Consider the following 24,379-nt stretch of genomic DNA (forward strand, 5'->3'; position numbering starts at 1 on the left):
CATTCGCCATGTGAAAGTAGGACACCGCCAGACGCCCCATATAAAACCCCAGCTCAATGAGCTGGGGTTTTAACGCAATATTGACAGTTTTTGTGGTGGATATAGCTCAGTTGGTAGAGTCCCGGATTGTGATTCCGGTTGTCGTGGGTTCGAGCCCCATTATCCACCCCATAATAGAAAAAGCCCTGATTTCTTGATGAAATCAGGGCTTTTTCACGTTCTGCGCTGTTAATAAGCGGCAGGCTGTTAAATAACATGGATACAGCCTGCCATTTCCCGCCTGAATTTATTTACAGCAATCTTGATACCAGCCGGTCGGCCCGGACCCGGTTCATACGGGTCAGCAGTTTACGTACCGGCTCCGGATAATGGTCTACGGTTTCCAAATCCAGATAATGATTGATCCGGCTGGTATTGGCACGGATAGCGGCCAGTTCCTGCTCTTTTTGCGCGGCTAATTGCTGCTGCGGGTCATGAAGCAGCAGGCCATTTTCCAGATCCAGACTAAAAGCGCGTGGATTGAGATTATTGCCGGTAATCAGCATGAACTCCTGATCTACCCACAGGCCCTTGAGGTGGTAGCTGTGTCCCGGGTCATTCCACAACAGCAGATTCAGTCTGCCGGCATCGATATCGGCCTGTTGTGCCTGAGCAAAGCGGCGCAGGTTGGCTTCATACAGATAGGGCAGTGCGCCTATGACTTTGAATGGTTCGCTAGGCGGGATAAAGAAGTCGTTGGCGGTCTTGTCGCCGACGATAATGTCGACGCGCACACCGCGCGCCAGTAGCTGGCGTATTTCACGCATCAGCGGGCGCGGCAGGTTGAAATAGGGCGTGCAGATCACCAGATGGCTGCGGGTGCTGGCCATCAACTTCTGGATCAGGCGGTTGAGCGGATTGCGCTTGCCTACCCCTAATAATGGGGTGACGCCTAGCGAGCCTGGTGCGGCCTGATCCTGTACCTGGCTTTGGTAATGGCTGTTGCTGAGCCGTTCGCGCAGGGCGCGGATATCGCCGCGTATGCTCTTGGTCGCGGGCGGATTGGGCTGATCCAGACGGTGTACGGCCGGACTGGCAAGTACGGTGTCTTTCAGCAGGGCAACCATGCTGTCGGCAAGCCCACGGTTGGTAATCAGGTGATAGCGGTCATAGCGATAGCGCTCGCCGACATGCAGATAGACATTATTGAGGCTGGCACCGCTATAGATTACGGTGTCGTCGACAATAAACCCCTTGAGATGCAGCACACCGAACAGTTCGCGCGTCTGCACCGGCACGCCGTATACCGCGACTTCCTGATCCGGATGTTTAGCGGCCTCGTCCTGATACCAGGCTGCATTGCCATCCGCCTTGCCTTTGCCTATCAGCCCGCGCTGGGCACGGTGCCAGTCAACCAGCACGGCGATTTCCAGTGCCGGGTTGCGCTTACGGGCCGCGTACAGCGCTTCCAGTACCATGGCTCCACCTTCATCGTGTTGCAGATAAAGGGCGGTCAGATAGATGCGGTGCTGCGCCTTGGCGATGTGTGCCAGCAGGGTTTCACGAAACGCGGCGGTGTCGGTCAGCGTAATGATGTCTTCGGCCGCCAGCGCAAAGCGCGGCAGCGCATGGATGTAGCTGCGTGGATCGTTGAAAAGCATGATGAGGCGCCAAAACACGCGGATGAATCGGAATGTCTGATGTTAGCATCAAGCGGCGCCTTCTCCCATGGGTTCGGTCAAACTAGAGACAGTATGAAGTCTTTGCTCTATAGATGCCGCTGGCAATACAATAGGCAAATAGTCTATTTGCAAGGAGAAGGCGATGCTTTACCCGGAACTCTATACACAATTGGAAAAAGCACGCTGGAACATGGAAGCCGATATTCCATGGGACACCTTTGATGGCAGCCTGTTGTCCGACGAGCAGGCTCAGACTATCAAGATGAATGCGATTACCGAGTGGTCGGCCTTGCCGGCCACCGAGATGTTTTTGCGCGACAACCGCCACGATTCGGATTTCTCCGCCTTTATGTCGGTCTGGTTCTACGAGGAGCAAAAGCATGCGCTGGCGCTGATGGAGTATCTGCGCCGCTTCCGCCCGGAATACTGCCCGACCGAGGCCGAACTGCATGCAGTGCGCTTCGAGTTTGACCCGGCGCCGCCACTGGAAACCCTGATGCTGCACTTCTGCGGCGAGGTGCGGCTGACCCAATGGTATCGCTGCGCATCCGAGTGGCACACCGAGCCGGTGATCAAGGCCATTTACAAGCATCTGAGCCAGGACGAGGCGCGCCATGGCGGCTGCTACCTCAAGTACATGAAGAAGGCGATTGTGCAGCATGGTGATGTGGCGCGGGCGGCGTTTGCCAAGATCGGTCTGCTGATGGCTTCTTCCGGCCGCTCGGCCAAACCGTTGCACCCCACTAATTTGCATGTCAATGAAGCACTCTTCCCCAATGACACCATACAAAGTCGTTTGCCTGACCCGGACTGGCTGGAAGCGTGGCTGACACAGCAGATCCGCTTTGACGAGCCTTGGGAGGCGCGCGTGGTGGGTGGTATCCTTCGCAACTTGTCCAATCTGTTCGAGCAGCCGCTGGAAACGATTCTGCAATTGAATCGCTACCGCAAGGCGCTCGCGGCAAGTGTGAAGGAAACCCATGTCCTACCCGACCCCGCAATTTGAAGCCAAAGTCTGCCCGCCCGAGGCGCTGGCCGAGCGTCTGGCGGCCTTGCCGCGCCCGGTGGTGTTTACCAACGGCTGTTTTGATATCCTGCATCGCGGCCATGTAACCTATCTGGCACAGGCGCGCGCGCTGGGTGCCAGCCTGGTGGTCGGCCTGAATACCGATGCCTCGGTCAAGCGCCAGGGCAAGGGCGACGACAGGCCGATCAATAACGAGGCCAACCGCGCTGCCGTGCTGGCGGCGCTGGAAAGCGTGAGCCTGGTGACCTGGTTCGATAGCGATACGCCAGCCGCGCTGATTGCCGAAGTCCAGCCCGAAGTGCTGGTCAAGGGCGGCGACTGGAGCGTAGACAAGATTGTCGGTTCAGCCGAAACGCTGGCGCGTGGCGGCGAAGTGCATTCCATTCCCTTCCTGTTTTCCACCTCGACTACGGCTACCCTGAACAAGATCCGCACAAGCGAGGGCAAGGCGTGAGCGATCACGCCTTTGCCGTCTTGCGCCTGTTGTCTGCCGGCGGCTTTCAGTCGGGCGAAGCGATGGCGCAACAACTGGGCTGTTCGCGTACCTTGGTGTGGCAGGCGGTGCATGCCATCGAGCAGGATTTCGGCCTGACCGTGTTTTCGGTGCGCGGGCGCGGCTATCAACTGGCAAGCCCTTTTGACTGGCTGGATGTGGCGCAGATTCGTACCGGCCTGTCCGAAGCGGCGGGCGACAGCCTGACCTTGGCGCTGGTCGAGCGCACCGACTCCACCAATACCCAGCTTATGACGCGGGCAGCCGCGGGGGCACCGCAAGGCTTGCTGCTGGCGGCCGAGGCCCAAAGCGCCGGGCGCGGCCGTCTGGGACGGCGCTGGCAGATGAAGCTGGGCGCCGGCCTGACTTTCTCGCTGCTGTGGCGTTTCGAGCGTGGCCTGGCGGCCCTGGCCGGCCTGTCACTGGCGGTCGGCGTTGCCATGGTGCGCGCCTTGCGCGGATTGGGTGCGCCGGTGATGCTTAAGTGGCCGAATGATGTGCTGCTGGATGGCAAGAAGCTGGCCGGCACCCTGATCGAGTTATCCGGCGACGCACAGGGGTCGGCGGCTGTGGTCATCGGCATCGGTTTGAATGTGGCCGACCCGGGCGAAGTTGACCAGCCGGTGGCCAGCCTTGCCGATGCCGGCTTGCAGCTTAGCCGCAATACGGTGCTGGCTGCCTTGCTCAACGAGTTACAGCAGGTGCTGGTCGAATTCGAGCGCGGCGGCTTCGCTGTGCTGCGCGATGAATGGTCATCTTATGCCGCGCACAATCAAGCGCCGGTGCGCTTGTCGTTCAGCCACCATGAGCCGGTTGATGGCGTTGCATTGGGGGTGGACGACAGCGGTGCCTTGCGGGTGCAAACTGCGTCCGGCGAGCAGCTGTTCCATGTGGGAGAAGTCAGCCTGAGGCCGCGGCCATGAAGCTATTGATCGATATCGGCAATACCCGGCTGAAGTGGGCGGTGTATCAGGGTATGGATTGTATGGCGCAGGGGGCGGTTGCGCATGGCGATATCGCCTCCCTCGCCGATATCTGGCCGCGCTGGCCGATTAGCGCCGGTTGGGCGGCCTCGGTGGCAAGCCCCGAGCTGCGTGCCGCTGTCGATGCCATCAGCCCGGTGCCGCTTGTCTGGGTTTCAGCCCAGCGTGCGGCAGGCGGTGTCAGCAATCATTACCGCAATGTGGCCGAGCAGGGAGCCGACCGTTGGCTGGCGGTACTGGCGGCACGTTCTTTGGTGGACGGGGATGTGGTGGTGGCCTGCGCCGGCACGGCCTTGACGGTGGAAGCGCTATCGGCCGAAGGAGATTATCTGGGGGGGCTGATTCTGCCCGGCCAGCAGCTGATGCTGCATAGTCTGGCGCGCGGCACCGCTTTGCTGGACAGGCCGGCGGGCGTGCATAGCGCTTTTCCGCAGGGCACGGAAGACGCCATTGCCAGCGGCGTGCTGGATGCACAAGCCGGTGCCATTGAGCGCATGCGTGCACGTCTGGCGGCGCACAGTGGGCGTCCCGCGGCTACGGTGCTTTTGACCGGTGGCGATGCGGCGCGTTTGCTGCCTCATCTCGCGGCACCGGTGCGTATCGTGGATAATCTGGTGATTCTTGGACTTCTCAGCATGGCGAGCACCTCATGAAGTGGTTTTTTGCAGCCGTAGTGACACTCAATTTGCTGGTAGCGGGGCTGATTGCCTTGCAGAAGGCGCCGCAAGATGATTTTGGCGCGCGCGAGGTCAGCCCGCAGCTGATCAGCCGGCTGCCGGATCATGGCTATCCGGCTCGCGTGGCAGCCAGCGCCCCGAGTGTGGAACAGGGGCTGACCGAAGCCAGCGTGCCGCTTGCCCTTGCCCCCCTGCCCGTACCTGCGCCGGCCAAGCCGGTGAGCAGTGCGCCGCTTGCGGTCGCCCCGCGTGCCGAGCTGCCTGTCGCCAAGGTCGAGGTGGTCAAGCAGTGTTATCGCTGGGGCGAGTTGAACGACAGCCAGCTGGCGCGTGCCCGTGGCGGTATTGCCACTTTGCGCCTGCCGGCGGCTCAGGTGTCGGACAGCGTGCGCGAGGACAAGCAGGCCGGCGGCAAGGCCTGGGTGTATTACCCGCCGCTGGCGACCCAGTCCGAGACGCAGACCCTGATCGCCGAACTCAAGGCCAAGGGGCTGGATAGCTATATCGTGCGTAATGAGGGCCCGTTTCGCGGTTACCTGTCATTGGGCCTGTTTGCCAAGGAAGAGGGCGCCAAGGCCCTGGTCAAGCGCCTGAAGGACTTGGGCTTTGACAAGGCGCAGATCGATGCACGCGGAGCGAGCAGCAAGAAAACCACGGTGAGCCTGCGTGCGCTGACACCGGAGCAGGTGGACAAACTCAAGGCGGTGCAGCAGCGCCTGCTGCCCGGCATCGTGGTCCAGCCTTTCAACTGCAACTAAGCGACCTGCCCGTCGGGAGCGCCCGCTCCCGACATCTGCCCTACCCTCTTTCCGTTACACGCCTGTTTCATATTAATGTCATATTTTTTTGATCCTGCTGTCACAGTAGTGACTTATGGTTGTCCTTATCGACCGGCCTCGCGGTAGAACCCAACGGAGTCATTCATGAGCGACAGCTACAAGATCAAGCATCACGGTGTGGAAGAGTGCAGTAATGAATCGGGCAACCCGGCGTTTTCCGCCGTACTGGATGCGCGCCTGTCGCGGCGCAGCGTGCTGCAGGCCGGGGGGGCCGCCGGTGTAGCCGGTTTATTGCCCGCGCTGGTTCAGGCTGCGCCCATGTCAGTGAAGCCGGCGGTCTTGGGCTTTGCACCGGTACCGTTCTCGGTGGAGGATAGGGTCGTGGTGCCACAAGGCTATGTAGCTGACGTGCTATATGCATGGGGCGACCCGGTCGGAATCAAGGGCATGAGCCCTGTGTTCAAGCCGGATGCGTCCAATAGCGCCGCCGAGCAGGAAGTACAGGCCGGCATGCACCACGACGGCATGGCGTTCTTCCCGCTGCCGCAGGGCTCGCAGGCCGCCAAGCATGGCCTGCTGGCGATCAACCACGAATACACCGACGACGGCCTGCTGCACAGCGATGGCATGAAAACCTGGAGCGGCGACAAGGTCAAGAAGGCACAGGCGGCGGTGGGCGTATCGGTGATCGAGGTGGAGGATGCTGGCAAGGGGCGCGGCTGGCGCGTGGTACGCCCGTCGAAGTACGCACGCCGCATCACCGCCAATACGCGGATCGCGATCGGTGGCCCGGCGCGCGGCCATGCACTGATGCAGACCGAGGCCGACCCCAAGGGTGTCGAGATCCTTGGCACCTTCAATAACTGCGCCAACGGCAAGACGCCGTGGGGCACCTATCTGACCTGCGAGGAAAACTTCGACGGCTACTTCGTCAACGATTCGGGCACGCTGTCGGACAACGAGAAGCGTTATGGCATCAAAAACAAGGACGCAGGCTACAAGTGGGCATGGGAAGATTTCCGTTTCGACTTGCAGATCAATCCGAATGAGGCCAACCGCTTTGGCTGGGTGGTCGAGATCGATCCCTACGACCCGAAATCCAAGCCGGTCAAGCGCACGGCACTAGGCCGCTTCAAGCACGAAGGCGCGACGGTGACGATTGCGCCCGATGGCCGCGCCGTGGTGTATATGGGGGATGACCAGCGCTTCGAATATATCTACAAGTTCGTGTCGAAAAACCGTTACCAGCCCAAGAACCGCAAGGCCAATATGAACTTGCTGGACGAGGGCACGCTGTACGTCGCGCGCTTCGATGCCGATGGCTCCGGCCAGTGGCTGCCGCTGGTGCATGGCCAGAACGGGGTGGATGCCGGTGCAGGCTTTGCCGATCAGGGCGAGGTCGCAATCAAGGCCCGCATGGCGGCCGATATCGTGGGTGCCACCAAGATGGACAGGCCGGAGTGGATTGCGGTCAACCCGCGTGTAGCCGGCGAAGTGTATTGCACGCTGACCAATAACAGTGAGCGCGGCACCGAGGGCAAGCCGGGTACGGATGCCGCCAACCCGCGCGCCGACAACAAGTTCGGCCATATCATTCGCTGGCACGAGGCCGGCGGCAACGCGGCGGCGGCTTCGTTCAAGTGGGACATCTTCGCGCTGGCCGGCAAGCCGGATGCCGCCAAGAGCGAGCACAGAGGGGCGCTCAAGGGAGATGGCTTTGGCAGCCCGGACGGACTCAGCTTTGATGCTCAGGGCGTGTTATGGGTGCAGACCGATGTGTCGACCTCAACGGTTAACATGAAGGAATACGCAGGCATGGGCAACAACCAGATGCTGGCGGTGATTCCGCAAAGCGGCGAATTCCGCCGCTTCCTCACCGGCCCCAACGGCTGCGAGATTACCGGCATCAGTTTCACGCCGGATAGCAAAACGCTGTTCATCAATATCCAGCACCCCGGCGAGCCGGAAAGCGAACGCTCCGACCCGGCCAAGCCGACGGCGGTGTCGAGCTGGCCGGATGGCGCAGCTTCCGGTCGTCCTCGCTCGGCCACGGTGGTGATCCGCAAGCTGGACGGTGGGGTGATCGGTAGCTAAGGCGGAAAAGCAGAATGCAAGGCCGGCTTTATGCCGGCCTTGTCGTTTGTCTGGCTGGTTTTCGTATCAGCAAAAAGACCAGGCCGCTGGCCCATGTCATCAGCGCCAGCGTGATGAATGTATGGTGGTAGGCGGCAAAGGTTTTGCCCTGATCCGGGTGGAAGTCTTGCCCTAAAAACAGCGACAGCACCACGATGGCGAAGGTCAGGCCCATGCTGAGCGCCAGCTGCATGGCGGTCGAGAGCAGCATATTGCCGGCGCTGGCGTATTGGGCCGGCAGACTGGACAGCGCGCTGGCGTTAAGTGTGGAGAATTGCAGCGAAATGGCGGCACCGAAAGCCAGTAGCACCAGCACGAAATACAGATTGCTTGTCTGTGGCGTGGTAAACGCCAGTGCCATGATGGCTGCACCCACCGCGATATTGCTGAGCATCAGCACGCGGTAGTTGCCGAAGCGCTGGATCAGCGGCACGACGGTGGGCTTGACCAGCAGCGCGGCGCCGGCAATCGGCATCAGCAGCAGGCCGGCATGTGCCGGCGAATAGAGAAAGGCCAGCTGTAAAAATAGCGGCAGCAGCAAGGGCAGGCCGCCCGAGCCCAGACGCACCAATAAATTGCCCAAGATGCCGATGCTGAAAATGCGGTTGCGGAAAATGGCCAGCGGAAACAGCGGTGCCTTGTGCTGCCGGGCGTAGGCAATATAGCCGGCGATACTGGCGATGCCGCAAGCGGCCATTGCCAGGGTGGCAGCTATGGACAGGCGGTGTTCGCCGAACATCTCCAGTGCGTAGGAAAGCAGCAGCACACCGCTGGCAAACAGCAGATAGCCGGGCACATCGATGCGGGCAGCGGGCTCGCGTAGCTGCGGCATATGCCTCCACGCCAGCACAAAGCCCACTATCCCGACCGGCACATTGACCAGAAAGATCCAGTGCCAGCTGCTGTACTCGACAATCAGGCCGCCGAGCGAAGGGCCGAGTACCGGGCCGATCAGGCCGGGCAGGGCAATAAAATTAAGCGCCTCCATGCGGCTGGTGCGATCGGGATAGCTCTTGAGTACGGCCAGGCGTCCGGTGGGCAGCATCAGCGCGCCGCCCACCCCTTGTACGATACGGCAGGCTATCATCTGCGGCAGTGTCTGCGAGGCGGCACACAATATGGAGCCCAGCGTGAATAGTACGATGGCGGCAAGGAAGGCGCGGCGGGTGCCGAAGCGGTCGGCCACCCAGCCGGAGAGCGGCACCAGCACTGCCAGCGTCAATACATAGGCGACCAGTACAGACTGCATCACCAGCGGGCTCTCGCCCAGGCTGGCGGCCATCGACGGCAGGGCGGTGTTGAGGATGGTGGCGTCCAGCGTCTCCATAAACAGGCTGATGGCCGCAAGCCAGGGCAGCCAGGGGGAGACGCCATCGACGCGGGGGGGAAGCAGAGTCGGCATCTACGCACTATATATGCCGCCGCCTCATCTTGCCGGCATTGGCCGTACAGGCTCAGGCGGTGATGGTTTGTGCGCTTTTCTGGCTGAGGGCCTGATTGAATTGTTCTGTCGGTAGCGGCCGGCCGAACAGATAGCCCTGATAGTGATGGCAGCCTAGGCGCGCCAGGGTCGCTTGCTGGGCATCCGTCTCTACGCCTTCGGCAATGACATCCAGCGCCAGCGTCTGTGCCAGTGCCAGAATGGTACGCACGATATCGGTATCGGTATCGTGGCCCGCTTGTTGCAGATCGCGCACAAAGCTCTGGTCTATCTTGAGCTGATCCAGTGGCAGGCGTTTGAGATAGGCCAGCGACGAGTAGCCGGTACCAAAGTCATCCAGTGAAAAGCTGATGCCGTGAGCCTTGAGCGCTACCATCTTGAGAATGGTCTGCTGTACATGGTTCAACAGCATGCTTTCGGTCAGTTCGAGTTTGAGTCGTCGCGGGTCGGCGCCAGTTTGTTCTACGATGTCCAGCACTTGCTGCACAAAATCGGGCTGATGAAACTGGCGGGCGCTGACATTGACGGCCAGCGTCAGCCCGGCACTTTCCGGCGCATGGCTCCAGCTGACCAGCTGGCGGCAGGCCGTTTCCAGTACCCAGTTGCCCAGCTGGATGATGAGCGTGCTTTTTTCCGCCAGCGGAATAAACAGTCCTGGCGAGATCGGGCCTTTTTCGGGGTGTTGCCAGCGCAACAATGCTTCGGCGCCCAGCACCTTGCCTTGGGCATTGACCTGAGGCTGATAGTGCAGTGCCAGTTGCTGCTGGTGTATGGCATCGCGCAGGCTGGACTCCAGCGCAGCGCGCTCGTCTACCGTGTGCTGCATGGCCTGGTCGAAGAAGCAGACGGTATTGCGTCCGCTGGCCTTGGCCTGGTACATCGCAAGATCGGCCTGCTTGAGCATGTCTTCGATATTGCCATCGTGGCCATGGAATAATGCAACGCCGATGCTGCAGGAGCTGTGGTGGCTATGTTTGCCCAGTACGTAGTTTTCCTGCAGGGCCGCCAGCAGTTTTTCGGCCACGGTCTTGCAATAGCTGGCTGCAGTTTCCGGGTCGGTACTCAGCCCTTCCAGCAGTACCACAAACTCGTCTCCGCCTAGCCGGGCGACAATATCGCTATCCCGCGTATTTCTGCACAGGCGCTGGGCCACCTGTTGCAGCATCTGGTCGCCCTTGTCATGGCCCTGGGTGTCGTTCAGATCCTTGAAATTGTCCATGTCGATAAACAGCAGCGCACCAGACAAACCGCTGCGTGTCGCGCCGGCCATGGCATGTTGCAGATTGTCCAGCAGCATGCGGCGGTTGGGCAGTCTGGTCAGCGGATCGTAATAGGCCAGACGCTGGATTTCTTCTTCGGCATGTTTACGCAACGTAATATCGGTCATGGTGCCGATATAGTGGGTGACTTGCCCCTGCTCATCGAGAACCGTAGTGATAGTCAGCCACTCGGGGTAGATCTCGCCATTCTTGCGCCGGTTCCATAGCTCGCCTTGCCAGGTATGGTTGCGGACCAGTTCGTCCCACATGGCGTGATAAAACTCGGCAGAGTGACGGCCCGATTGCAGCAGCCGGATAGGCTGGCCCACCACTTCTTCGCTGCGATAGCCGGTGATGTCGCAAAAGGCCTGATTGACGCGCACGATTAGCTGGTGCCGGTCCGTGATGACCATCCCTTCTTGCACCTCGAAGGCGATGGCGGCAATGCGCAGATCGGCTTCGGCACGCTGACGTTCCTGTGCGCGGTCAAGAAAGGCGTTGAACCATTCTGTCAGCTGGTTGATTTCGTCAAGTGTCCGTATTTTGGCCAGTCGCCATTGCCGTGGCAGGCGGTCGGCCTGAAAGTCGCGGAAACCGTCCGAAATGGCGCGCAAGGGACGTATAACCCGGATGGTGTAAAGGCGGATCAGCAAGGCAATCAGCAGCAGGGAGACGAGCAGGATGGCGACGCCGGCCTGCGCGATGCGGCTGACCGGCGCCAGCAAGGTCGCTTGCGGTATCAGACTAACTACATACCAATCCAGCCCTGCCAGTTTGTGGTAGTTGAGCTGGGTCGCTTGCTCATCCATTTTGATGGTGAGCGATCCTTGCCGGCCTTGTAGCAGTACGCCTAGCGCCGGATCTATGGTCTGCCCCAGCAGCGCTTCATCCGGGTGAAACAGCAGGCGCTGTTTGGCGTCGACGACCAGTAACACCGCGCCTTCACCCATCTCCATTTCGCGCAGATGCTGGTATAGGAAGCGCGGGTCGAAATTGACCTGCAGCATGGCGAGAGTCGCCGTCTTCTGGCCGCTGGCATCCAGCTGTTGCAGCAGTTTGGTCGCGACAATCACTTGCCGGGTACTGGACGAAGTATTGACGTTGTTTTCAATGCCATGCCAGCGAATGGCATTGCCTGCACTGTTCGTTTCGCGCTGCAATCGCTCGCGCAGCGTATGGTCGATGGCTGACAGGTTGAGCGTATCGCCCACATGGTAGTGCTGGCCATTGCGGGTAAACAGATCGATGGAGGCCAGTCCTTTCAGGCTGCTGTATCCGCTGAGGATATAGCCTATGCGCGCCTGGGTAGATAAGGACTCGAAAGCACTATCGCGCTGGCTGGATTTGTCGGCGCGCGCCAGCATCTGCTTGATTTCGTCTACCGACTCGATGTTATGAATCAGGTCTTCGATCTGTTCCAGATGCTGGGTCAGATGGGCGGCCTGTTCGGTCAGCAGGTTCATATTATGGCGGGAAGCCAGCTCGACCACCGTGCTGCGCGTCACGCTGAAGCTGATCAGCTGGTACAGCAGCAGCGGCAATACGCTGATGGCCAGCAAGAACCCGATCAGCTTGAGCGAGATATTGATCTTCATTACGGTGCTGTGCCGGGGCGCGTGCCGCGCAGAAGAACGGAATCGACCAGTAACTCGGCCGGCACCGGCTTGCCGGCTAGCATGGCAAGCGCTGTTTTGACGCCCTGATAGCCTTGTTCATTGCCCTGCTGGTCCATTGTCGCGACCAGTTCGCCACGGGCAAGTGCCTGGCGGGCATCGGGAATGGCATCGAAGCCGGCGACAAGGATGTGTGTGCGCTTGCTGTCAGTCAGATATTTGCGGGCACCGATCGCCATCATATCGTTGGCGCAGAAAATGCCGCGCAAATTGGGGTGTTGTTTCAGCAAGGACTCGGTGACATGGTAGGCATCGTCTATTTTCCAGTAGGCGCTTTCGCTGGCAACGAGCTGCATGCCGGCCTGCTGGAAGGCGCGCTGTGCGCCCAGGCGCCGTTGCTTTGCATTATCGGCTGATGGAATGCCTTCGATAATGGCAACCGCCGAGTGGGCGGGCAGATGGCGGCTCAGTTCCATGGCCGATGTAAAAGCGGCCGCTTCATTGTTGATGCTGATAAAAGGCACCGGGCGCATGCCTTGTGCCGCCATGGCCCGTGTGTCCAGCCGGTTGTCGATATTGACGATATGGATGCCAGCCTGCTGTGCCTGCTTGAGGGCCGGCACCAGGCGCACCGAGTCGCCCGGTGCAATCACGATCGCATCCGTGCCGCGCTTGACTGTATCTTCGACAATCTTGATTTGCTGTTCGATCGAGGTTTCTTGTGTCGCTGTCTTGATCTCCAGCCGGGTGCCGGTTTCCTGCGCGGCACGGCGTGCCCCTTTTTCCATTTCGATAAAGAAGGGATTGGTCAGGGTTTTCATGACCAGCGACACCCGCAGGCCATTTGTGTTGCTGGTCGCGGCAGCCGGAGCCGATGCGGTAATGGCGGAAATAGAAGCTTGCTCGCTATCGCAGGCTGCCAGCCCAATCAACAGCAAGGCGACAATCAGTTGCCTGAATTTAGAAAAGGTCATGGCTTGTGCCCGCAATAAAATATTGAAAGCCATCTTGCATCATCGATGATGCCCGTTTTCGTATTAAGTGAAACCTATCAAGCTCGGCATGATCTTATCGCATGTTGCCTGCTTATTACAAATGAGTATGTTTTTATTGTGTTTCTTGCGCAGTGTTGATACCGAAGGCACACTGCATGATGTGCCGATGGGGCACGGCAGCCTTAAACCGTCGGCTGTACAAGATGGACGGTAGCCGGTGACTGCCCGGCGTGATTTACATGGGGTAACACCATGTCGCAGATGATTTATGGGGACGGCGCGATCCGCCGTACCAGCCTGTTCGGCTCTTCCATCGAAAACACTTACGCCGGCGTGCTCTCCTTTATGCGCCGAAACTACACGCGCGAGCTTGCCGGCGCCGATGTGGTGGTGTCCGGCGTGCCGCTGGATCTGGCGGTGACCTTCCGCCCCGGCGCGCGTCTGGGACCGGCGGCTGTCCGTGCCGCCAGCGTGCAACTGGCCGAGCTCAAGCCCTTTCCCTGGGGTTTTGATCCGTTTGAGGATCTGGCGGTGATCGATTATGGCGACTGCTGGTTCGATGCGCATAACCCGCTGACCATCAAGGACGCGATTATTGAACATGCGCGCACCATCCTTGCTTCCGGTGCCAAGATGCTGACCTTTGGCGGCGATCATTTCATTACTTATCCGCTGTTGATCGCGCACGCCGAAAAATATGGCAAGCCGCTGAGCCTGATCCACTTCGATGCCCATTGCGATACCTGGGCCGACGACAGCCCGGACAGCCTTAACCACGGCACTATGTTTTACAAGGCGGTAAAAGACGGGCTGATTGATCCGAAAACCTCGGTACAGGTCGGCTTGCGTACCTGGAATGACGACTTTATGGGTATTCCGCGCATTGATGCGCCGACGGTGCACGAGATCGGCGTTGCCGAAACGCTGCGCCGTATCAAGGACATCGTGGGCGACAACCCGGCTTATCTGACCTTCGATATCGACTGCCTCGACCCGGCCTTCGCTCCGGGTACCGGCACGCCGGTGCCGGGCGGGCTGACCAGCGCACAGGCGCTACAGATCGTACGCGGACTGGAAGACGTGAATCTGGTGGGGATGGATGTGGTGGAAGTGTCGCCGCCATTTGACCAGAGCGAAATCACCGCCCTGGCCGCGGCACATATTGCTTGCGATCTGTTATGCGTGCTGCGCCAGCGCAAGGTGGCAGGCAAGCTGTAATTTATAGGCAAGTAAAAGGGCATTCCTGACGGATGCCCTTTGTCGTTTAATTGATCAGCGTGGCACTGATCAGCAGCAAGAGCAGCAGTGTTTCGCTGACCTCTATCCCCGCACCCAGACAATCACCGCTCATCCCGCCCAGCTTCTTTTTCAGGTACGCCCACCAGAGCACACCCGCCAATGGTGCGGCCAGCAAAGCCGGGGAGATCCAGGCCGACAGGCCGGCAAGCGCAGCCGCCGCCAGCCAGAATGACGGCCAGTGGCTGCGCCAGGCAAAGCGCTCGCCGCTGCCGGCAGCCAAGGGTGGCAGGGTGGCCGACCAGGCCACGGCAAACAGCCGCGACCACGCCGGTATCAATAGCAGGGCGGCCCATAACCCGGCTTTGGCGACCAGCATCAGTAGCACCAGTTTGGCCGCCAGTTGGCAGATCAGCACGATGACGCCGAAGCTGCCGACATGCGGGTCTTTCATGACTTCCATAAAGCGCTGCGGCGAGCTATGGGCAGCGCCTAGCGCATCGGCCAGATCGGCCAGCCCGTCCAGATGCAGGCCACCGGTCACCCATACCCATAGCAACAGGGCGGCCAGTGCCGCCAGCCAGGGTTCGATCTGGCCCAGCGCAAACAGCGGCAAGGCAATCAGCGCACCGACCAGCAAGCCGACCACGGCAAACCAGCGTGCGGCATCGGCCAGCCACGCCGGATCGAAGTGCTTGAGTTGGGGGGTGGGCAGGCGGGTGAGGAACTGTACCGCCAGAATCAGGCTGCGCATGGCGACTCCAGTCGGGTGAGATAGGCTGGATGCCCTTCGAGGAGGGATAGCTGGGCGAAACCGCCGCGTGGCACCGAGATCAGCCGTGCGGCGCTAAACGGCAGGCCCAGCAGCTCGGCCAGGAGCAGGGTAATCACGCCGCCGTGGGTGATCAGTACACGGTGATCGCCTGTGGCTTGCGTATTCCACTGCGCCAGCGCCGCCAGGATGCGCTGGCGAAAGCCGGCGTAGTCCTCTCCCCCGGGTGGGCATAGCTCGCCGGCTGCCAGGCGCAGGCCCCAGCCTGGAGCCTGAACCTCTACCAAACCCGATGGCAGGCCGTCCCAGTCGCCGAAGTCCATCTCGGCAAAGCCGGCATCGACCGTGAGCGGCAGCGAGGTGGCCAGTGCCGATTCGACGGCAAAACCGTGACAGCGCTGTAAGGGTGAGCTTGCCAGTGCAGTGACCGGTGCGCCGCGGCTGAGGCTGGCCCAGCTTGCATGCAGCTGTTGCCAGCCCTGTGTGTTTAGCGCGAGATCGGTGCGGCCGATCAGGCGGCCGGCGTGATCTATTTCGCCGTGGCGCAGCAGGGTAAGCGTGTAGGCGCTCATGCCTTGTCCGACACGCCGGCGCTATCAAAGGTCGCCATTTCGCCGTGCAGCAGGATGGCGGAGGCTATCAGCGGCAACACCAAAGCGGCGCCCGAGCCTTCGCCCAAGCGCAGGCGAAAATCGACCAGCGGGATCAGGCCAAGATGCGCCAGCGCGGCCAGATGGCCGGTTTCCTGCGAGCGGTGGCTGGCCATCAGCCACAGGGTGCAGTCTGGTTCCAGCGCCTGCGCCACCAGCGCCGCAGCGGCGGCGATAAAGCCGTCGACCAGGCTGGGCATGCCCAGACGCGCACCTTCCAGATAGAAGCCGGCCATGGCGGCGATTTCCAGTCCGCCCACTTCGGCCAGTACCGTCAGTGACTCAGTGTCCTGCGTCAGGCGCGCCAAGGCCGCCTCGACAACGCGAGCCTTGAGTTGAACACCGGCATCATCCACCCCGGTGCCGCGTCCGACCACGGTCGCGGCGGGCAGTGCGCAAAAATGGCAGATCAGCGCGGCGGAGGCGGTGGTGTTGCCGATGCCCATATCTCCTGCAATCAGGAGCGTGGCGCCGGCATCAATGGCGCGGCGCGCGGCGGCACGACCGGCCTCTAGCGCGTCTTGTGCCTGCTCGCGGCTCATGGCGGCTTGTACCGCCAGATTGTGCGTGCCGGTCATCACCTTGGCGTCCACCACATGCTCGCCCAGGGGCGGCAAAGTGCTGGCGACGCCGACATCGACCACTTCCAGCCGCGCATTATGCTGGCGCGCCAGTACACAGATAGCTGCGCCACCGGCAGCAAAATTTTTCACCATTTCGGCCGTGACGGCCGATGGGTAAGCCGATACGCCTTCGGCCGTCACGCCATGATCGGCGGCAAACACGGTGATGGCTGCATGCGGCAGTTGCGGGATTTCACGTTGCTGCCAGGCGGCAAAACGGCAGGCAATGTCTTCCAGCATGCCCAGACTGCCGGTGGGCTTGGTCAGCCGGTTTTGACGGGCTTGGGCGGCGAGCAGAGCGATATGGTCGGGGATGGGGAGCGAGGTCGGCATGATGGGCTTTGTGTATGGGGGCTATATGGTCAAGGAATATAAGGCAAGACGCAAATGGCGTGGAAGGAATCGGCTTACCCAGATATACTGCGCGCCGCAGGTCATGGGAAGCCGGTGTAAATCCGGCGCTGCCCCCGCAACGGTAAGGTCTCGTATCAGTGATGATGCGCAGGCTTCGCAACAGCCACTGTCGATATTCGGCGGGAAGGCGCGAAGCTGGCTTGACCCAGCCCGGAGACCAGCCTGCACAGGCGTCGCTGGAACTGACGCCTTTAGCTGGAGTATCGCGGGGAGGCGATAACGACCATTGTCGTTCTTAAGGTGCGCGAACTGCGTATCTCTTCCTGCACTCCTTCTCGTTTTTCTTTCGAGGGGTGCTGTCCAAATGTTCAAGCAAAAAACCATTGTTGCGCTGGTGTCCCTGGCGCTATCTCCGGCGCTATTCGCTGGCCAAACCACGGTTCAGGCCGAAGAGGTGGTGGTCACCGCCACCCGCACCGCTACGCCGGTATCTAAAGTGTTGTCCGATGTGACGGTGATTACGCGCGAGGAAATAGAAGAAACCGGCGCCACTCAACTGACCGAACTGCTGGCGCGTCAGCCGGGAGTGGAGGTAGCAAGTAATGGCGGCATGGGAACCAGTTCTTCGGTATTCATGCGTGGTGCCAATTCGAATCACACGCTGATCCTGGTCGATGGCATGCGTATTGTATCGGCATCTGCCGGCACTACCGCCTTGCAGCAGATTCCGCTGGATCTGATCGATCGGGTTGAAATTCTGCGTGGGCCGGCATCCAGCTTGTATGGTGCCGATGCGATTGGTGGCGTGATCCAGATCTTTACCCGTAAGGGTGAGGGTGCACCGAAGTTCAGCGCGAATCTGGGCTTTGGTGAACGCGGTACGACGATTGCTGGTATGGGTATCAATGGCAAAGTGGCAGACACTGCCTTTGGTATCAATCTGAGCCATCAGTCGACGAATGGCTTCTCTGCACAGAGCGCCAATTCGGATTCTGAATGGGGTTTGCATAATCCTGACCGAGATGCTTATCGCGAGAATGCCTACTCTGCCTATTTGACACAAACATTGGCCGCTGGCCACACGCTGACCGTGCGTTCGTTTCAGACATCCAGCAATGTCGAATACGATGTGAGTGAAGTTAATCAGGATGAGATCAGAGGCCGTTTGTCCGGTCAAAGCATCGAACTGCAAAACAAGCTGACTGACATCTGGAGCAGCACCCTGCGCTTTGCCCGTACGCAAGATAAGCAGGAAGGCTTTGATGATGGACAGATGGATATTCGCGCCAGTTTGTTCGATACCACGCAGAACGAATGGCTGTGGCAGAACGATGTGGCAACCAAATTGGGCGCCTTGCAGTTGGGGCTGGTGCATACCGAGCAGAATGTAGATGGTGTTGCCAGCTACATGCCTAATGGTTTCACCGTAACGCGCCGTACTAATAAAGCTGCTTTTGCCGGCTATACCGGTGATTTTGGCCCTCATTTATTGCAAGCCAGTTTGCGGCATGATGACAACTCCCAGTTTGGCGGCAAGACCACAGGGCAGGTCTCTTATGGCTATCGCTTTGCTGATGGCTGGCTGGCGCGTGCCGGTTATGGCACTGCCTTTCAGGCACCCACCTTCAATAACCTGTACGGTTCGTATAAGCCGAATCCTAACTTGAAGCCGGAAGAAGCGACCAATTATGAGGCAGGCTTGCGTTGGACAAATGCAGGGCATCGTGCCGAGCTGACTTGGTTTCAGAATACGATTGATAATCTGATCATTTATCAGGGCATGAGCAACAATATGGGGGCTGTTAACCGCGATGCCCGTATTGAAGGTGTGACGCTAGCGGGTGAGTCCAGCATGGGTGCGTTGACGCTATCCGGTTCGGCGACTTGGCAGGATCCGGAGGATCGAAATACGGGCAAGCAATTGCTCCGTCGTGCTCATGCGTTCGGGCAGGTTAATGTTTCTTATGATTGGGGCCGTTGGATAAGTGGTGCCGAGTATCATGTCACTGCCAGCCGTCCTGACTATGGCGCGGAATTGCCGGGTTATGCCAAGCTGAACCTGTATGCAGATATGAAGCTTGCGCGCGAGTGGACTGCAACTGCCCGTATCGAGAACGTGGCCGACCGTGACTATGAAAATGCCTACGGCTACAACACCGGCGGCCGTACCTGGTTTGTCGGCGTGCGTTACCAGCCTAAATAAGCCATGACTACGCATCTGATATCGGGTGGTGCCCGTTCCGGCAAGAGCCGTTTTGCCGAAAGCCTGGCGCTGGCGCATCAAGGCCCGGTGACGTATATCGCTACGGCTCAGGTGCGTGATGGCGAGTTTGCACAGCGGGTGGCGCACCATCAGGCGCGCCGCCCGGCACACTGGGCGCTGGCCGAGGCGGGGCGTGATCTGGCGGCGCTGCTGCGGGCGCAGTCTGCGCCTGACACCCTGCTGCTGGTCGATTGCCTCGGCATGTGGCTGATGCACTTTTCCGGTGACGATGGTGCGCTGCAGACCGATGCTTTTGAGGTGGAGAAAGCGGCGCTGCTGAGCGCTTTGGCCGACATGTCAGGCACCGTATTGCTGGTGTCCAACGAGACCGGCTGGGGCGTGGTGGCGGCCGATGCGATGACGCGACGTTTTGTTGACGAGCTGGGGCGGTTGAATCAGGATGTGGCTGCCGTGTGCGATCAGGTGACGCTGGTGGCCTGCGGTCTGCCGCTGGTGCTGAAAACGCCATAAGGCTGGCCTGTGCAAGGGCAGTGTTTGACGGCCTTGCCGGGCTTGGCTATTCTCGCCGTCATGGAAACCGAATTCGAATCTCTGGAAGGCCGGGTTGCCGCGCTGATTGCACGCATCCACGAGCTGGATGGCCAGAATGAGCGCATGGCCAGCGTGCTGGCCGAAGTGCTGAAAGAAAATGCCGAACTCAAGTTCTGCGTCGAAGAGACGCGCTTGCGGGTCGAAGCCTTGATTGCGCGCCTGCCGGGAGAAGCTGACGATGAGTAATCTGGTCCACGTCGACGTTAACCTGCTGGGCCGCCAGTTCGCTATTGCGACGCCGCCTGAGGAGCAGGAAACACTGCAAGAAGCAGTGCGCCTGCTTAGCGGCAAGATCGATGCGATTCAGGGTGCAGGCCGCATTATGGACACCGACAAGATCGCCATTATGGCTGCGCTGAATATCGCGCATGATCTTTTGAAGATAAAAGTCGGTGAGGGCTTGGAGATCGCGCAATTCCAACGTAAAATACGTTCCATGATCGAAGCGGCCGATACGGCGCTTGATCAGAGCCGGCCCAGCTAGTCAGGCCGGTCACTGCAAGGTTTAAATCCCCCTGCGGTGTGCGAGAAGGCTCACAAATTTCCTTGAACCAATGTGTTCGCTTTGGTTGCAGGTTTTAACATGTGTGGGTGTGTCGCTCCGGCTTGCCGGAAGCGCCCGAAACACAAGACCCGTGACCCCCTTTGTTCAGGGTTCAAGCGGATTTTGCCGGATCGCCACTCGCGGGGGGTTCCTCTTCCAAGATGAATCTCCCCGTTGTCCACGATAAACAATTGCTCCGGCGTGAATTGCGCCGCCGGCGCATGGCCGTGTCGCGTGTCGAACGCGGGCGCGCTGCGCTTGCCGTTTTGCGCCATGCCTCGCGTCTGCTCGGTCGCGGCAAGCGCATAGGCGGCTATCTTGCAGCCGGCTCCGAGCTTGATCTCGAACCCTTGATGAGTGCCGCGCTGTTTCGTGGCGCTTCCCTGTTTTTACCCCGTATCCCCCATCGTGGCCGCCGTTTGTGGTTTTCCCGCATTGGCGCGGCGGACCGCTGGTTTTCCCATCCGCGCTATGGCATCACCGAATACGACGGAATGCTGGCGCGCGCCGAAAACCTGGATCTGTTGTTTGTGCCGCTACTGGGCATCGATGATGAGGGTTTCCGCATGGGGCAGGGCGGCGGTTTCTACGATGCGACACTGGCTTACCGGCGTCGCCGTGCCGGTGGCCCCCTGCTGGTCGGCGTGGCGTATGAATGCCAGCGTGTGGCGCAGGTGCCGCGCGAGAGCTGGGATGTGCGCCTGGATGCGCTATTGACCGAGGCCGGTCTGTACCGCTTGACGGCACAAGGCTGGCAGCGCTGGTATGGGTCTTGATTCGCGACGCGTTGATATCTTTATTGCCTGAAAATATTCGTACCCGCACAATGCCGGCATATTGCCGGTTTTTTATGGAGTGCAGTGTGCAGGAACGTTACTGGTTGATGAGGTCGGAGCCGGACGACACGTCTATTGATGATCTGGCGCGCGAGCCGCAGCGCTTGTTCGAGTGGAGCGGGGTGCGCAATTATCAGGCGCGCAACTTTATGCGTGACGATATGCAGCCGGGTGACAAGGTTCTGTTCTGGCACTCAAGCTGTCCGGCGCCGGGCATGGCCGGCATCGCCGAAGTGGTCACGCTGGCCCACCCCGATGCTACGCAGTTCGATTCCGAATCACCTTATTTCGACCTCAAGTCCACAGCGGATGCGCCGCGCTGGGTTTGTGTCGATGTGCGTTTTGTCGCCAAAACCCCCTTGCTGAGCCCGGCTGCCTTGCGCATGATTCCCGGCCTCGAGTCCATGGCGGTGCTCAAGCGCGGTAACCGCCTGTCCATTACCCCCGTCACTTCCGAAGAGTGGAAAATCATCATGGAGCACCTGGGCTGATGCTGTCTTTATCCTTGTTTGCGGTGTTGCTGGGTTTCGGGGCGATTGCCGGTTTTCTGGCCGGCCTGTTGGGCGTGGGCGGTGGACTGGTCATCGTGCCGGTGGTGGTTGGCGTATTGTCGGCTGCCCATCTGGGTGGCGCGCATGTCCAGCATATTGCGGTGGGTACTTCGCTGGCGGTAATGGTGTTTACCAGCATTTCCAGCGTGCGCGCCCACCATGCGCGTGGTGCGGTCGACTGGCGCATCGTCAAGCGTATGGCGCCAGCCATGGTGCTGGGCACGCTGGCCGGCAGCGTGATCGCCGGCTGGATACCGGGGCGCGAGCTGCGCTGGTTTTTTGTGATTTACGCCTACGTGATCGGGCTGCAGATGTATCTGGGCGCCAAGCCGCCGGCCAGCCGCGAACTGCCGGGCACAGCCGGGCAATGGGGGGCGGGCGGCGTGATCGGCATGATCTCGAGCTGGGTCGGCATCGGAGGCGGCTCGATGAGCGTGCCGTTTATGAGCTGGTGCAATGTGCCGGTGCATACGGCGATTGGTACCAGTGCCGCCCTGGGCTGGCCGATTGCCGTGTCCGGCGCTATCGGATATCTGGCTAGCGGCTGGGGTCAGACCGGCTTGCCATGGGGCTCGCTCGGCTTTATCTATCTGCCGGCCATGTTGACGCTGATGGTGATGACGGTCTTGCTGGCACCTATAGGTGCGCGTGCCGCGCATAAATTGCCGGTGGCGAAACTGAAGAAGGCGTTTGCGCTGCTGATGGCGGTCATGGCGACCGAGATGCTGTGGACCTTGCTGCACTGAAAGGATAAGGATGAAAAACGCGCTGATTCTGTTGCTGGCCTGCTCGCTGCCGGCTTGGGCGTATACCGATGAAGGCCGCCTGCCGTATACCGGTCAGGCCGGCCAGTTGCCGCTACAGGTGGTGACCGATTTTCTCGGCCACCGTCTGGGGCAGGATGGCCGTTTCGAGTATGCCACGCTGAAGATAGAACAGCAGAGCCGGCCCGAAGCCTTCGATCATGCCCGCATCAGTGTGGTGCGCGAGGGCTTGCTGGATGACAGCGTGCGCGCCAATCGCTGGCGTTTCGACGTCAACCGTGCCTCCGACGGGCGCTGGCGCATAGACAGTGTGCGCGAAGATTTTGCCTGCCATCGCGGCCGGGCAGGCTGGGGTGTGCAGCCTTGCAGGTAAATGGCCAGCACCATTGGACAGTCACGCGATTTGCTGGTGCCTGATGAATAAAAGCCGCTCTCGGCCATGAGGCGGCTTTTATTCATGTTACAGCCGTCTACACGCGAAAATAAGCCACACTGCTGCGCAGCTGTTCGGCCAGTGTATGCATGCGCTGGACTTGCTTGACCGCAGACTGGGTCGTCTCGGCATTGGTGCCGGCCATTTGGGCGATCTGCTCCACATGGTTGGCAATCTCCTGGCTGGCTATCCCCTGTTCGCGTAGCGCATGCGAAATATCCACCACGGCGGCGACCACTTGGGCCGAGCTGTCACGGATCAGGCCAATGGCCTTGCCGCCCTCTTCCGCCAGTTCGCGTCCCAGTTTTACCCGTGCAACCGCTTCATTCATGCTGCCTTGCGAGGTGTTCGAGCTATCCCGGATCTCATCTATCATGCCGGCAATCTCCTGAGTCGCCTGTGCTGTGCGTTCGGACAGTTTGCGCACCTCGTCAGCCACGACGGCAAAACCGCGTCCGGCCTCCCCGGCGCGGGCCGCCTCGATCGCTGCATTGAGGGCCAGCAGATTGGTCTGGTCGGCAATATCCTTGATCACCTGCATGATGCTGGCGATATTGTGCGTCTTGCCAACCAGTTCGGCGATGCTGCCGGCGGCCTGATCGACCATGCTGCCGATGCGCGTCATTTCGGTAATGGCCTGCCCCAGCACTTCACCGCCCTGATCAGATAACTGGTTGGAGCTGGCCGATATCTGCTGGGCGTCCTGTGCACTATCCGAAATATGGCTGATGCTGACGGTCATCTGTTCGACCGAAGCGGCCATGGCGGTCGCGCCCTCGCTTTGCCGGCTCGAATTGTCGGCAACCTGATCGGCACCGCCGGCTACTTCGGTGCTTAAAGTCCCCAACTCACGGGCACTGGCGACGACTTCGCCCACTGTCTGGTGCAGTTGCTTCTGCATATGGGCAATACTGGCCATCAGGCTATGCTGGTCTCCTGCTGCCGTGGCGACCTTGATATCCAGCCGGCCTTCGGCAATCTGCTGCACGATATTGGCGGCTACTGCCGGGTCCGCGCCCAGTTGTGCCATCACGCCCTTGAGTAAACGCCAGCCCAGCAGTGAAACAATGGCGGCAATCAGGAGGATGATGCCGGCGATTTCCAGCAGTTCTTGCTTTAAGACCGACTGGATATCATCCAGATACAGGCCTGTTCCTATCATCCAGCCCCAGTTCGGGCTGGCCTGAACATAGCTCAGCTTGGCTTGCGGCTTGTCGCTGCCGGGCTTGGCCCAGTAAAACTCGACCAGCCCGCCACCTGTGGCAAGTGCGCCATCAAATAAGCGCCCCAGATCCTGGCCATCGGCAGTGATGACGCCATGCATGTCCTTGCCGATCAGCTTGGGGTTTACGCCGTGAGCAATCCAGTGCAGGGACTTGTCGCCGACAAAGAAGTATTCCTTGCCGTCAAAACGCAGCGCGGTCAGCGCCTGTTTGGCCAGCAACTGGGCTTGTTCTTGAGTGAGCTCGCCACGGCTTGCCCGCTGTTCATAGTTGGCAACCAGGCTGATGGCGTTCTCGACCTGACCGCGAATCATGGTGCCACGGTCATTCATCATCTGCTGGTACTGGCTGTACAGCAGCATGGCGCCTAGCGCACAGACTAGCAGCACAATGCTGGCAATCATCACCAGCAGTCTTGTTTTCAGGGTGGTGGTTCGCGGCATGGGGGGCATCCATTTTCATATTATGGATTGAACATATCATGGCTGGTTGTTATGCAATCAGATCTAAATCAATA

At 60.1% G+C, this 24,379-nt stretch carries 23 protein-coding genes, 1 tRNA gene, 1 other RNA gene and 1 riboswitch; of the genes, 17 read left to right on the forward strand and 8 right to left on the reverse strand.

Features of this window, described 5'->3' with window-relative positions; all coding sequences use genetic code 11:
* The first annotated feature begins 95 nt into the window (after window positions 1–95).
* Window positions 96–171, forward strand: a tRNA-His gene (locus GQF02_RS05175).
* A gap of 119 nt (window positions 172–290) precedes the next feature.
* On the opposite strand, the gene pssA is transcribed toward GQF02_RS05175, so the two are convergent.
* Window positions 291–1,640: a CDP-diacylglycerol--serine O-phosphatidyltransferase gene (pssA, locus tag GQF02_RS05180; protein WP_160795386.1), complete on the reverse strand. Its 1,350-nt coding sequence runs from the start codon at window positions 1,638–1,640 to the stop codon at window positions 291–293.
* Between the two features lie 163 nt (window positions 1,641–1,803).
* On the opposite strand from pssA, the gene GQF02_RS05185 reads away from it, so the two are divergent.
* The 6 genes from GQF02_RS05185 to GQF02_RS05210 all read left to right on the forward strand — a co-directional run bounded on the left by GQF02_RS05185 (window position 1,804) and on the right by GQF02_RS05210 (window position 7,714).
* Complete coding sequence (locus GQF02_RS05185) at window positions 1,804–2,667, forward strand: ferritin-like domain-containing protein (protein WP_160795388.1); 864 nt, start codon at window positions 1,804–1,806, stop codon at window positions 2,665–2,667.
* Window positions 2,642–3,142 (forward strand): D-glycero-beta-D-manno-heptose 1-phosphate adenylyltransferase, encoded by a 501-nt coding sequence (gene rfaE2, locus GQF02_RS05190; protein ID WP_160795390.1) that lies wholly within the window; start codon window positions 2,642–2,644, stop codon window positions 3,140–3,142. Before GQF02_RS05185 ends, rfaE2 begins: the two co-directional genes overlap by 26 nt.
* Complete coding sequence (locus GQF02_RS05195) at window positions 3,139–4,104, forward strand: biotin--[acetyl-CoA-carboxylase] ligase (RefSeq protein ID WP_160795393.1); 966 nt, start codon at window positions 3,139–3,141, stop codon at window positions 4,102–4,104. The genes rfaE2 and GQF02_RS05195 overlap by 4 nt, the downstream gene beginning before the upstream one ends.
* Window positions 4,101–4,817, forward strand: a complete 717-nt coding sequence (locus GQF02_RS05200) for a type III pantothenate kinase (RefSeq protein ID WP_160795395.1) — start codon at window positions 4,101–4,103, stop codon at window positions 4,815–4,817. The genes GQF02_RS05195 and GQF02_RS05200 overlap by 4 nt, the downstream gene beginning before the upstream one ends.
* Complete coding sequence (locus GQF02_RS05205) at window positions 4,814–5,599, forward strand: SPOR domain-containing protein (RefSeq protein WP_160795397.1); 786 nt, start codon at window positions 4,814–4,816, stop codon at window positions 5,597–5,599. The genes GQF02_RS05200 and GQF02_RS05205 overlap by 4 nt, the downstream gene beginning before the upstream one ends.
* A 165-nt stretch (window positions 5,600–5,764) precedes the next feature.
* Window positions 5,765–7,714 carry a PhoX family protein gene (locus tag GQF02_RS05210; RefSeq protein WP_160795399.1) on the forward strand — a complete coding sequence of 650 codons (1,950 nt, stop codon included), beginning with the start codon at window positions 5,765–5,767 and terminating at the stop codon, window positions 7,712–7,714.
* A 28-nt stretch (window positions 7,715–7,742) separates the two neighbouring features.
* Here the strand turns inward: GQF02_RS05210 and mdtD are convergent, their stop codons facing one another.
* From mdtD to GQF02_RS05225, 3 genes are read right to left on the reverse strand one after another with little or no spacing between them, the layout of a single operon-like run.
* A complete protein-coding gene (gene mdtD / locus GQF02_RS05215) occupies window positions 7,743–9,155 on the reverse strand; it encodes a multidrug transporter subunit MdtD (RefSeq protein WP_160795401.1) in 1,413 nt (470 codons plus the stop codon).
* A 52-nt stretch (window positions 9,156–9,207) separates the two neighbouring features.
* Complete coding sequence (locus tag GQF02_RS05220) at window positions 9,208–12,048, reverse strand: bifunctional diguanylate cyclase/phosphodiesterase (protein ID WP_235930065.1); 2,841 nt, start codon at window positions 12,046–12,048, stop codon at window positions 9,208–9,210.
* Window positions 12,048–13,040: a sugar ABC transporter substrate-binding protein gene (locus GQF02_RS05225; RefSeq protein WP_160795403.1), complete on the reverse strand. Its 993-nt coding sequence runs from the start codon at window positions 13,038–13,040 to the stop codon at window positions 12,048–12,050. The genes GQF02_RS05220 and GQF02_RS05225 overlap by 1 nt, the downstream gene beginning before the upstream one ends.
* A 273-nt stretch (window positions 13,041–13,313) precedes the next feature.
* Between GQF02_RS05225 and speB the strand changes: the two genes are divergently transcribed.
* On the forward strand, window positions 13,314–14,279 hold the full coding sequence (speB, locus tag GQF02_RS05230) for an agmatinase (RefSeq protein WP_160795405.1): 966 nt from the start codon (window positions 13,314–13,316) through the stop codon (window positions 14,277–14,279).
* A gap of 46 nt (window positions 14,280–14,325) precedes the next feature.
* Here speB and cobS read toward each other — a convergent pair whose 3' ends face one another.
* Genes cobS through cobT form a run of 3 tightly spaced genes read right to left on the reverse strand, consistent with a single transcriptional unit; the run spans window position 14,326 to window position 16,675 of the window.
* On the reverse strand, window positions 14,326–15,051 hold the full coding sequence (cobS, locus tag GQF02_RS05235) for an adenosylcobinamide-GDP ribazoletransferase (protein ID WP_160795407.1): 726 nt from the start codon (window positions 15,049–15,051) through the stop codon (window positions 14,326–14,328).
* Complete coding sequence (locus GQF02_RS05240) at window positions 15,039–15,641, reverse strand: histidine phosphatase family protein (protein WP_160795409.1); 603 nt, start codon at window positions 15,639–15,641, stop codon at window positions 15,039–15,041. Before GQF02_RS05240 ends, cobS begins: the two co-directional genes overlap by 13 nt.
* Window positions 15,638–16,675 (reverse strand): nicotinate-nucleotide--dimethylbenzimidazole phosphoribosyltransferase, encoded by a 1,038-nt coding sequence (gene cobT / locus GQF02_RS05245; protein ID WP_160795411.1) that lies wholly within the window; start codon window positions 16,673–16,675, stop codon window positions 15,638–15,640. The genes GQF02_RS05240 and cobT overlap by 4 nt, the downstream gene beginning before the upstream one ends.
* An 82-nt stretch (window positions 16,676–16,757) precedes the next feature.
* A riboswitch (cobalamin riboswitch) is annotated at window positions 16,758–16,936 on the forward strand.
* 124 nt (window positions 16,937–17,060) lie between these two features.
* Here cobT and GQF02_RS05250 point away from each other — a divergent pair.
* The 9 genes from GQF02_RS05250 to GQF02_RS05290 all read left to right on the forward strand — a co-directional run bounded on the left by GQF02_RS05250 (window position 17,061) and on the right by GQF02_RS05290 (window position 22,579).
* A complete protein-coding gene (locus GQF02_RS05250; RefSeq protein ID WP_160795413.1) occupies window positions 17,061–18,899 on the forward strand; it encodes a TonB-dependent receptor domain-containing protein in 1,839 nt (612 codons plus the stop codon).
* Between the two features lie 3 nt (window positions 18,900–18,902).
* A complete protein-coding gene (gene cobU / locus GQF02_RS05255; RefSeq protein WP_160795415.1) occupies window positions 18,903–19,430 on the forward strand; it encodes a bifunctional adenosylcobinamide kinase/adenosylcobinamide-phosphate guanylyltransferase in 528 nt (175 codons plus the stop codon).
* Between the two features lie 24 nt (window positions 19,431–19,454).
* Window positions 19,455–19,697, forward strand: a complete 243-nt coding sequence (locus GQF02_RS05260) for a hypothetical protein (protein ID WP_235930066.1) — start codon at window positions 19,455–19,457, stop codon at window positions 19,695–19,697.
* The gene (locus GQF02_RS05265) at window positions 19,690–19,995 is read left to right on the forward strand and encodes a cell division protein ZapA (RefSeq protein ID WP_124734841.1); all 306 of its coding nucleotides are present in this window, start codon (window positions 19,690–19,692) and stop codon (window positions 19,993–19,995) included. Before GQF02_RS05260 ends, GQF02_RS05265 begins: the two co-directional genes overlap by 8 nt.
* A gap of 25 nt (window positions 19,996–20,020) precedes the next feature.
* A non-coding RNA gene (ssrS, locus tag GQF02_RS05270) (6S RNA) lies at window positions 20,021–20,206 on the forward strand.
* Window positions 20,207–20,216: 10 nt separating this feature from the next.
* Window positions 20,217–20,831 carry a 5-formyltetrahydrofolate cyclo-ligase gene (locus GQF02_RS05275; RefSeq protein WP_160795417.1) on the forward strand — a complete coding sequence of 205 codons (615 nt, stop codon included), beginning with the start codon at window positions 20,217–20,219 and terminating at the stop codon, window positions 20,829–20,831.
* A gap of 86 nt (window positions 20,832–20,917) precedes the next feature.
* Window positions 20,918–21,382 (forward strand): EVE domain-containing protein, encoded by a 465-nt coding sequence (locus tag GQF02_RS05280; protein WP_328698592.1) that lies wholly within the window; start codon window positions 20,918–20,920, stop codon window positions 21,380–21,382.
* Window positions 21,382–22,188 carry a sulfite exporter TauE/SafE family protein gene (locus GQF02_RS05285; protein WP_160795421.1) on the forward strand — a complete coding sequence of 269 codons (807 nt, stop codon included), beginning with the start codon at window positions 21,382–21,384 and terminating at the stop codon, window positions 22,186–22,188. Before GQF02_RS05280 ends, GQF02_RS05285 begins: the two co-directional genes overlap by 1 nt.
* Before the next feature lie 10 nt (window positions 22,189–22,198).
* Window positions 22,199–22,579: a hypothetical protein gene (locus GQF02_RS05290; protein ID WP_124734845.1), complete on the forward strand. Its 381-nt coding sequence runs from the start codon at window positions 22,199–22,201 to the stop codon at window positions 22,577–22,579.
* Window positions 22,580–22,676: 97 nt separating this feature from the next.
* On the opposite strand, the gene GQF02_RS05295 is transcribed toward GQF02_RS05290, so the two are convergent.
* Window positions 22,677–24,305 carry a methyl-accepting chemotaxis protein gene (locus GQF02_RS05295; RefSeq protein ID WP_160795423.1) on the reverse strand — a complete coding sequence of 543 codons (1,629 nt, stop codon included), beginning with the start codon at window positions 24,303–24,305 and terminating at the stop codon, window positions 22,677–22,679.
* Between the last annotated feature and the right edge of the window lie 74 nt (window positions 24,306–24,379).

The organism is Craterilacuibacter sinensis, assembly GCF_009831765.1.
Lineage (GTDB): Bacteria > Pseudomonadota > Gammaproteobacteria > Burkholderiales > Chromobacteriaceae > Craterilacuibacter > Craterilacuibacter sinensis.

Bases quoted from the DNA above. Each gene is read 5' to 3' on its own strand.
- GQF02_RS05200 (WP_160795395.1), top strand. From the start codon at position 4,101: ATGAAGCTATTGATCGATATCGGCAATACCCGGCTGAAGTGGGCGGTG.
- GQF02_RS05290 (WP_124734845.1), top strand. From the start codon at position 22,199: ATGAAAAACGCGCTGATTCTGTTGCTGGCCTGCTCGCTGCCGGCTTGG.
- GQF02_RS05285 (WP_160795421.1), top strand. From the start codon at position 21,382: ATGCTGTCTTTATCCTTGTTTGCGGTGTTGCTGGGTTTCGGGGCGATT.
- GQF02_RS05275 (WP_160795417.1), top strand. From the start codon at position 20,217: ATGAATCTCCCCGTTGTCCACGATAAACAATTGCTCCGGCGTGAATTG.
- rfaE2 (WP_160795390.1), top strand. From the start codon at position 2,642: ATGTCCTACCCGACCCCGCAATTTGAAGCCAAAGTCTGCCCGCCCGAG.
- pssA (WP_160795386.1), bottom strand. From the start codon at position 1,640: ATGCTTTTCAACGATCCACGCAGCTACATCCATGCGCTGCCGCGCTTT.
- GQF02_RS05240 (WP_160795409.1), bottom strand. From the start codon at position 15,641: ATGAGCGCCTACACGCTTACCCTGCTGCGCCACGGCGAAATAGATCAC.
- cobS (WP_160795407.1), bottom strand. From the start codon at position 15,051: ATGCGCAGCCTGATTCTGGCGGTACAGTTCCTCACCCGCCTGCCCACC.
- GQF02_RS05210 (WP_160795399.1), top strand. From the start codon at position 5,765: ATGAGCGACAGCTACAAGATCAAGCATCACGGTGTGGAAGAGTGCAGT.
- GQF02_RS05295 (WP_160795423.1), bottom strand. From the start codon at position 24,305: ATGCCGCGAACCACCACCCTGAAAACAAGACTGCTGGTGATGATTGCC.
- speB (WP_160795405.1), top strand. From the start codon at position 13,314: ATGTCGCAGATGATTTATGGGGACGGCGCGATCCGCCGTACCAGCCTG.
- GQF02_RS05220 (WP_235930065.1), bottom strand. From the start codon at position 12,048: ATGAAGATCAATATCTCGCTCAAGCTGATCGGGTTCTTGCTGGCCATC.
- cobU (WP_160795415.1), top strand. From the start codon at position 18,903: ATGACTACGCATCTGATATCGGGTGGTGCCCGTTCCGGCAAGAGCCGT.
- GQF02_RS05250 (WP_160795413.1), top strand. From the start codon at position 17,061: ATGTTCAAGCAAAAAACCATTGTTGCGCTGGTGTCCCTGGCGCTATCT.
- GQF02_RS05225 (WP_160795403.1), bottom strand. From the start codon at position 13,040: ATGACCTTTTCTAAATTCAGGCAACTGATTGTCGCCTTGCTGTTGATT.
- GQF02_RS05265 (WP_124734841.1), top strand. From the start codon at position 19,690: ATGAGTAATCTGGTCCACGTCGACGTTAACCTGCTGGGCCGCCAGTTC.
- cobT (WP_160795411.1), bottom strand. From the start codon at position 16,675: ATGCCGACCTCGCTCCCCATCCCCGACCATATCGCTCTGCTCGCCGCC.
- GQF02_RS05205 (WP_160795397.1), top strand. From the start codon at position 4,814: ATGAAGTGGTTTTTTGCAGCCGTAGTGACACTCAATTTGCTGGTAGCG.
- GQF02_RS05185 (WP_160795388.1), top strand. From the start codon at position 1,804: ATGCTTTACCCGGAACTCTATACACAATTGGAAAAAGCACGCTGGAAC.
- mdtD (WP_160795401.1), bottom strand. From the start codon at position 9,155: ATGCCGACTCTGCTTCCCCCCCGCGTCGATGGCGTCTCCCCCTGGCTG.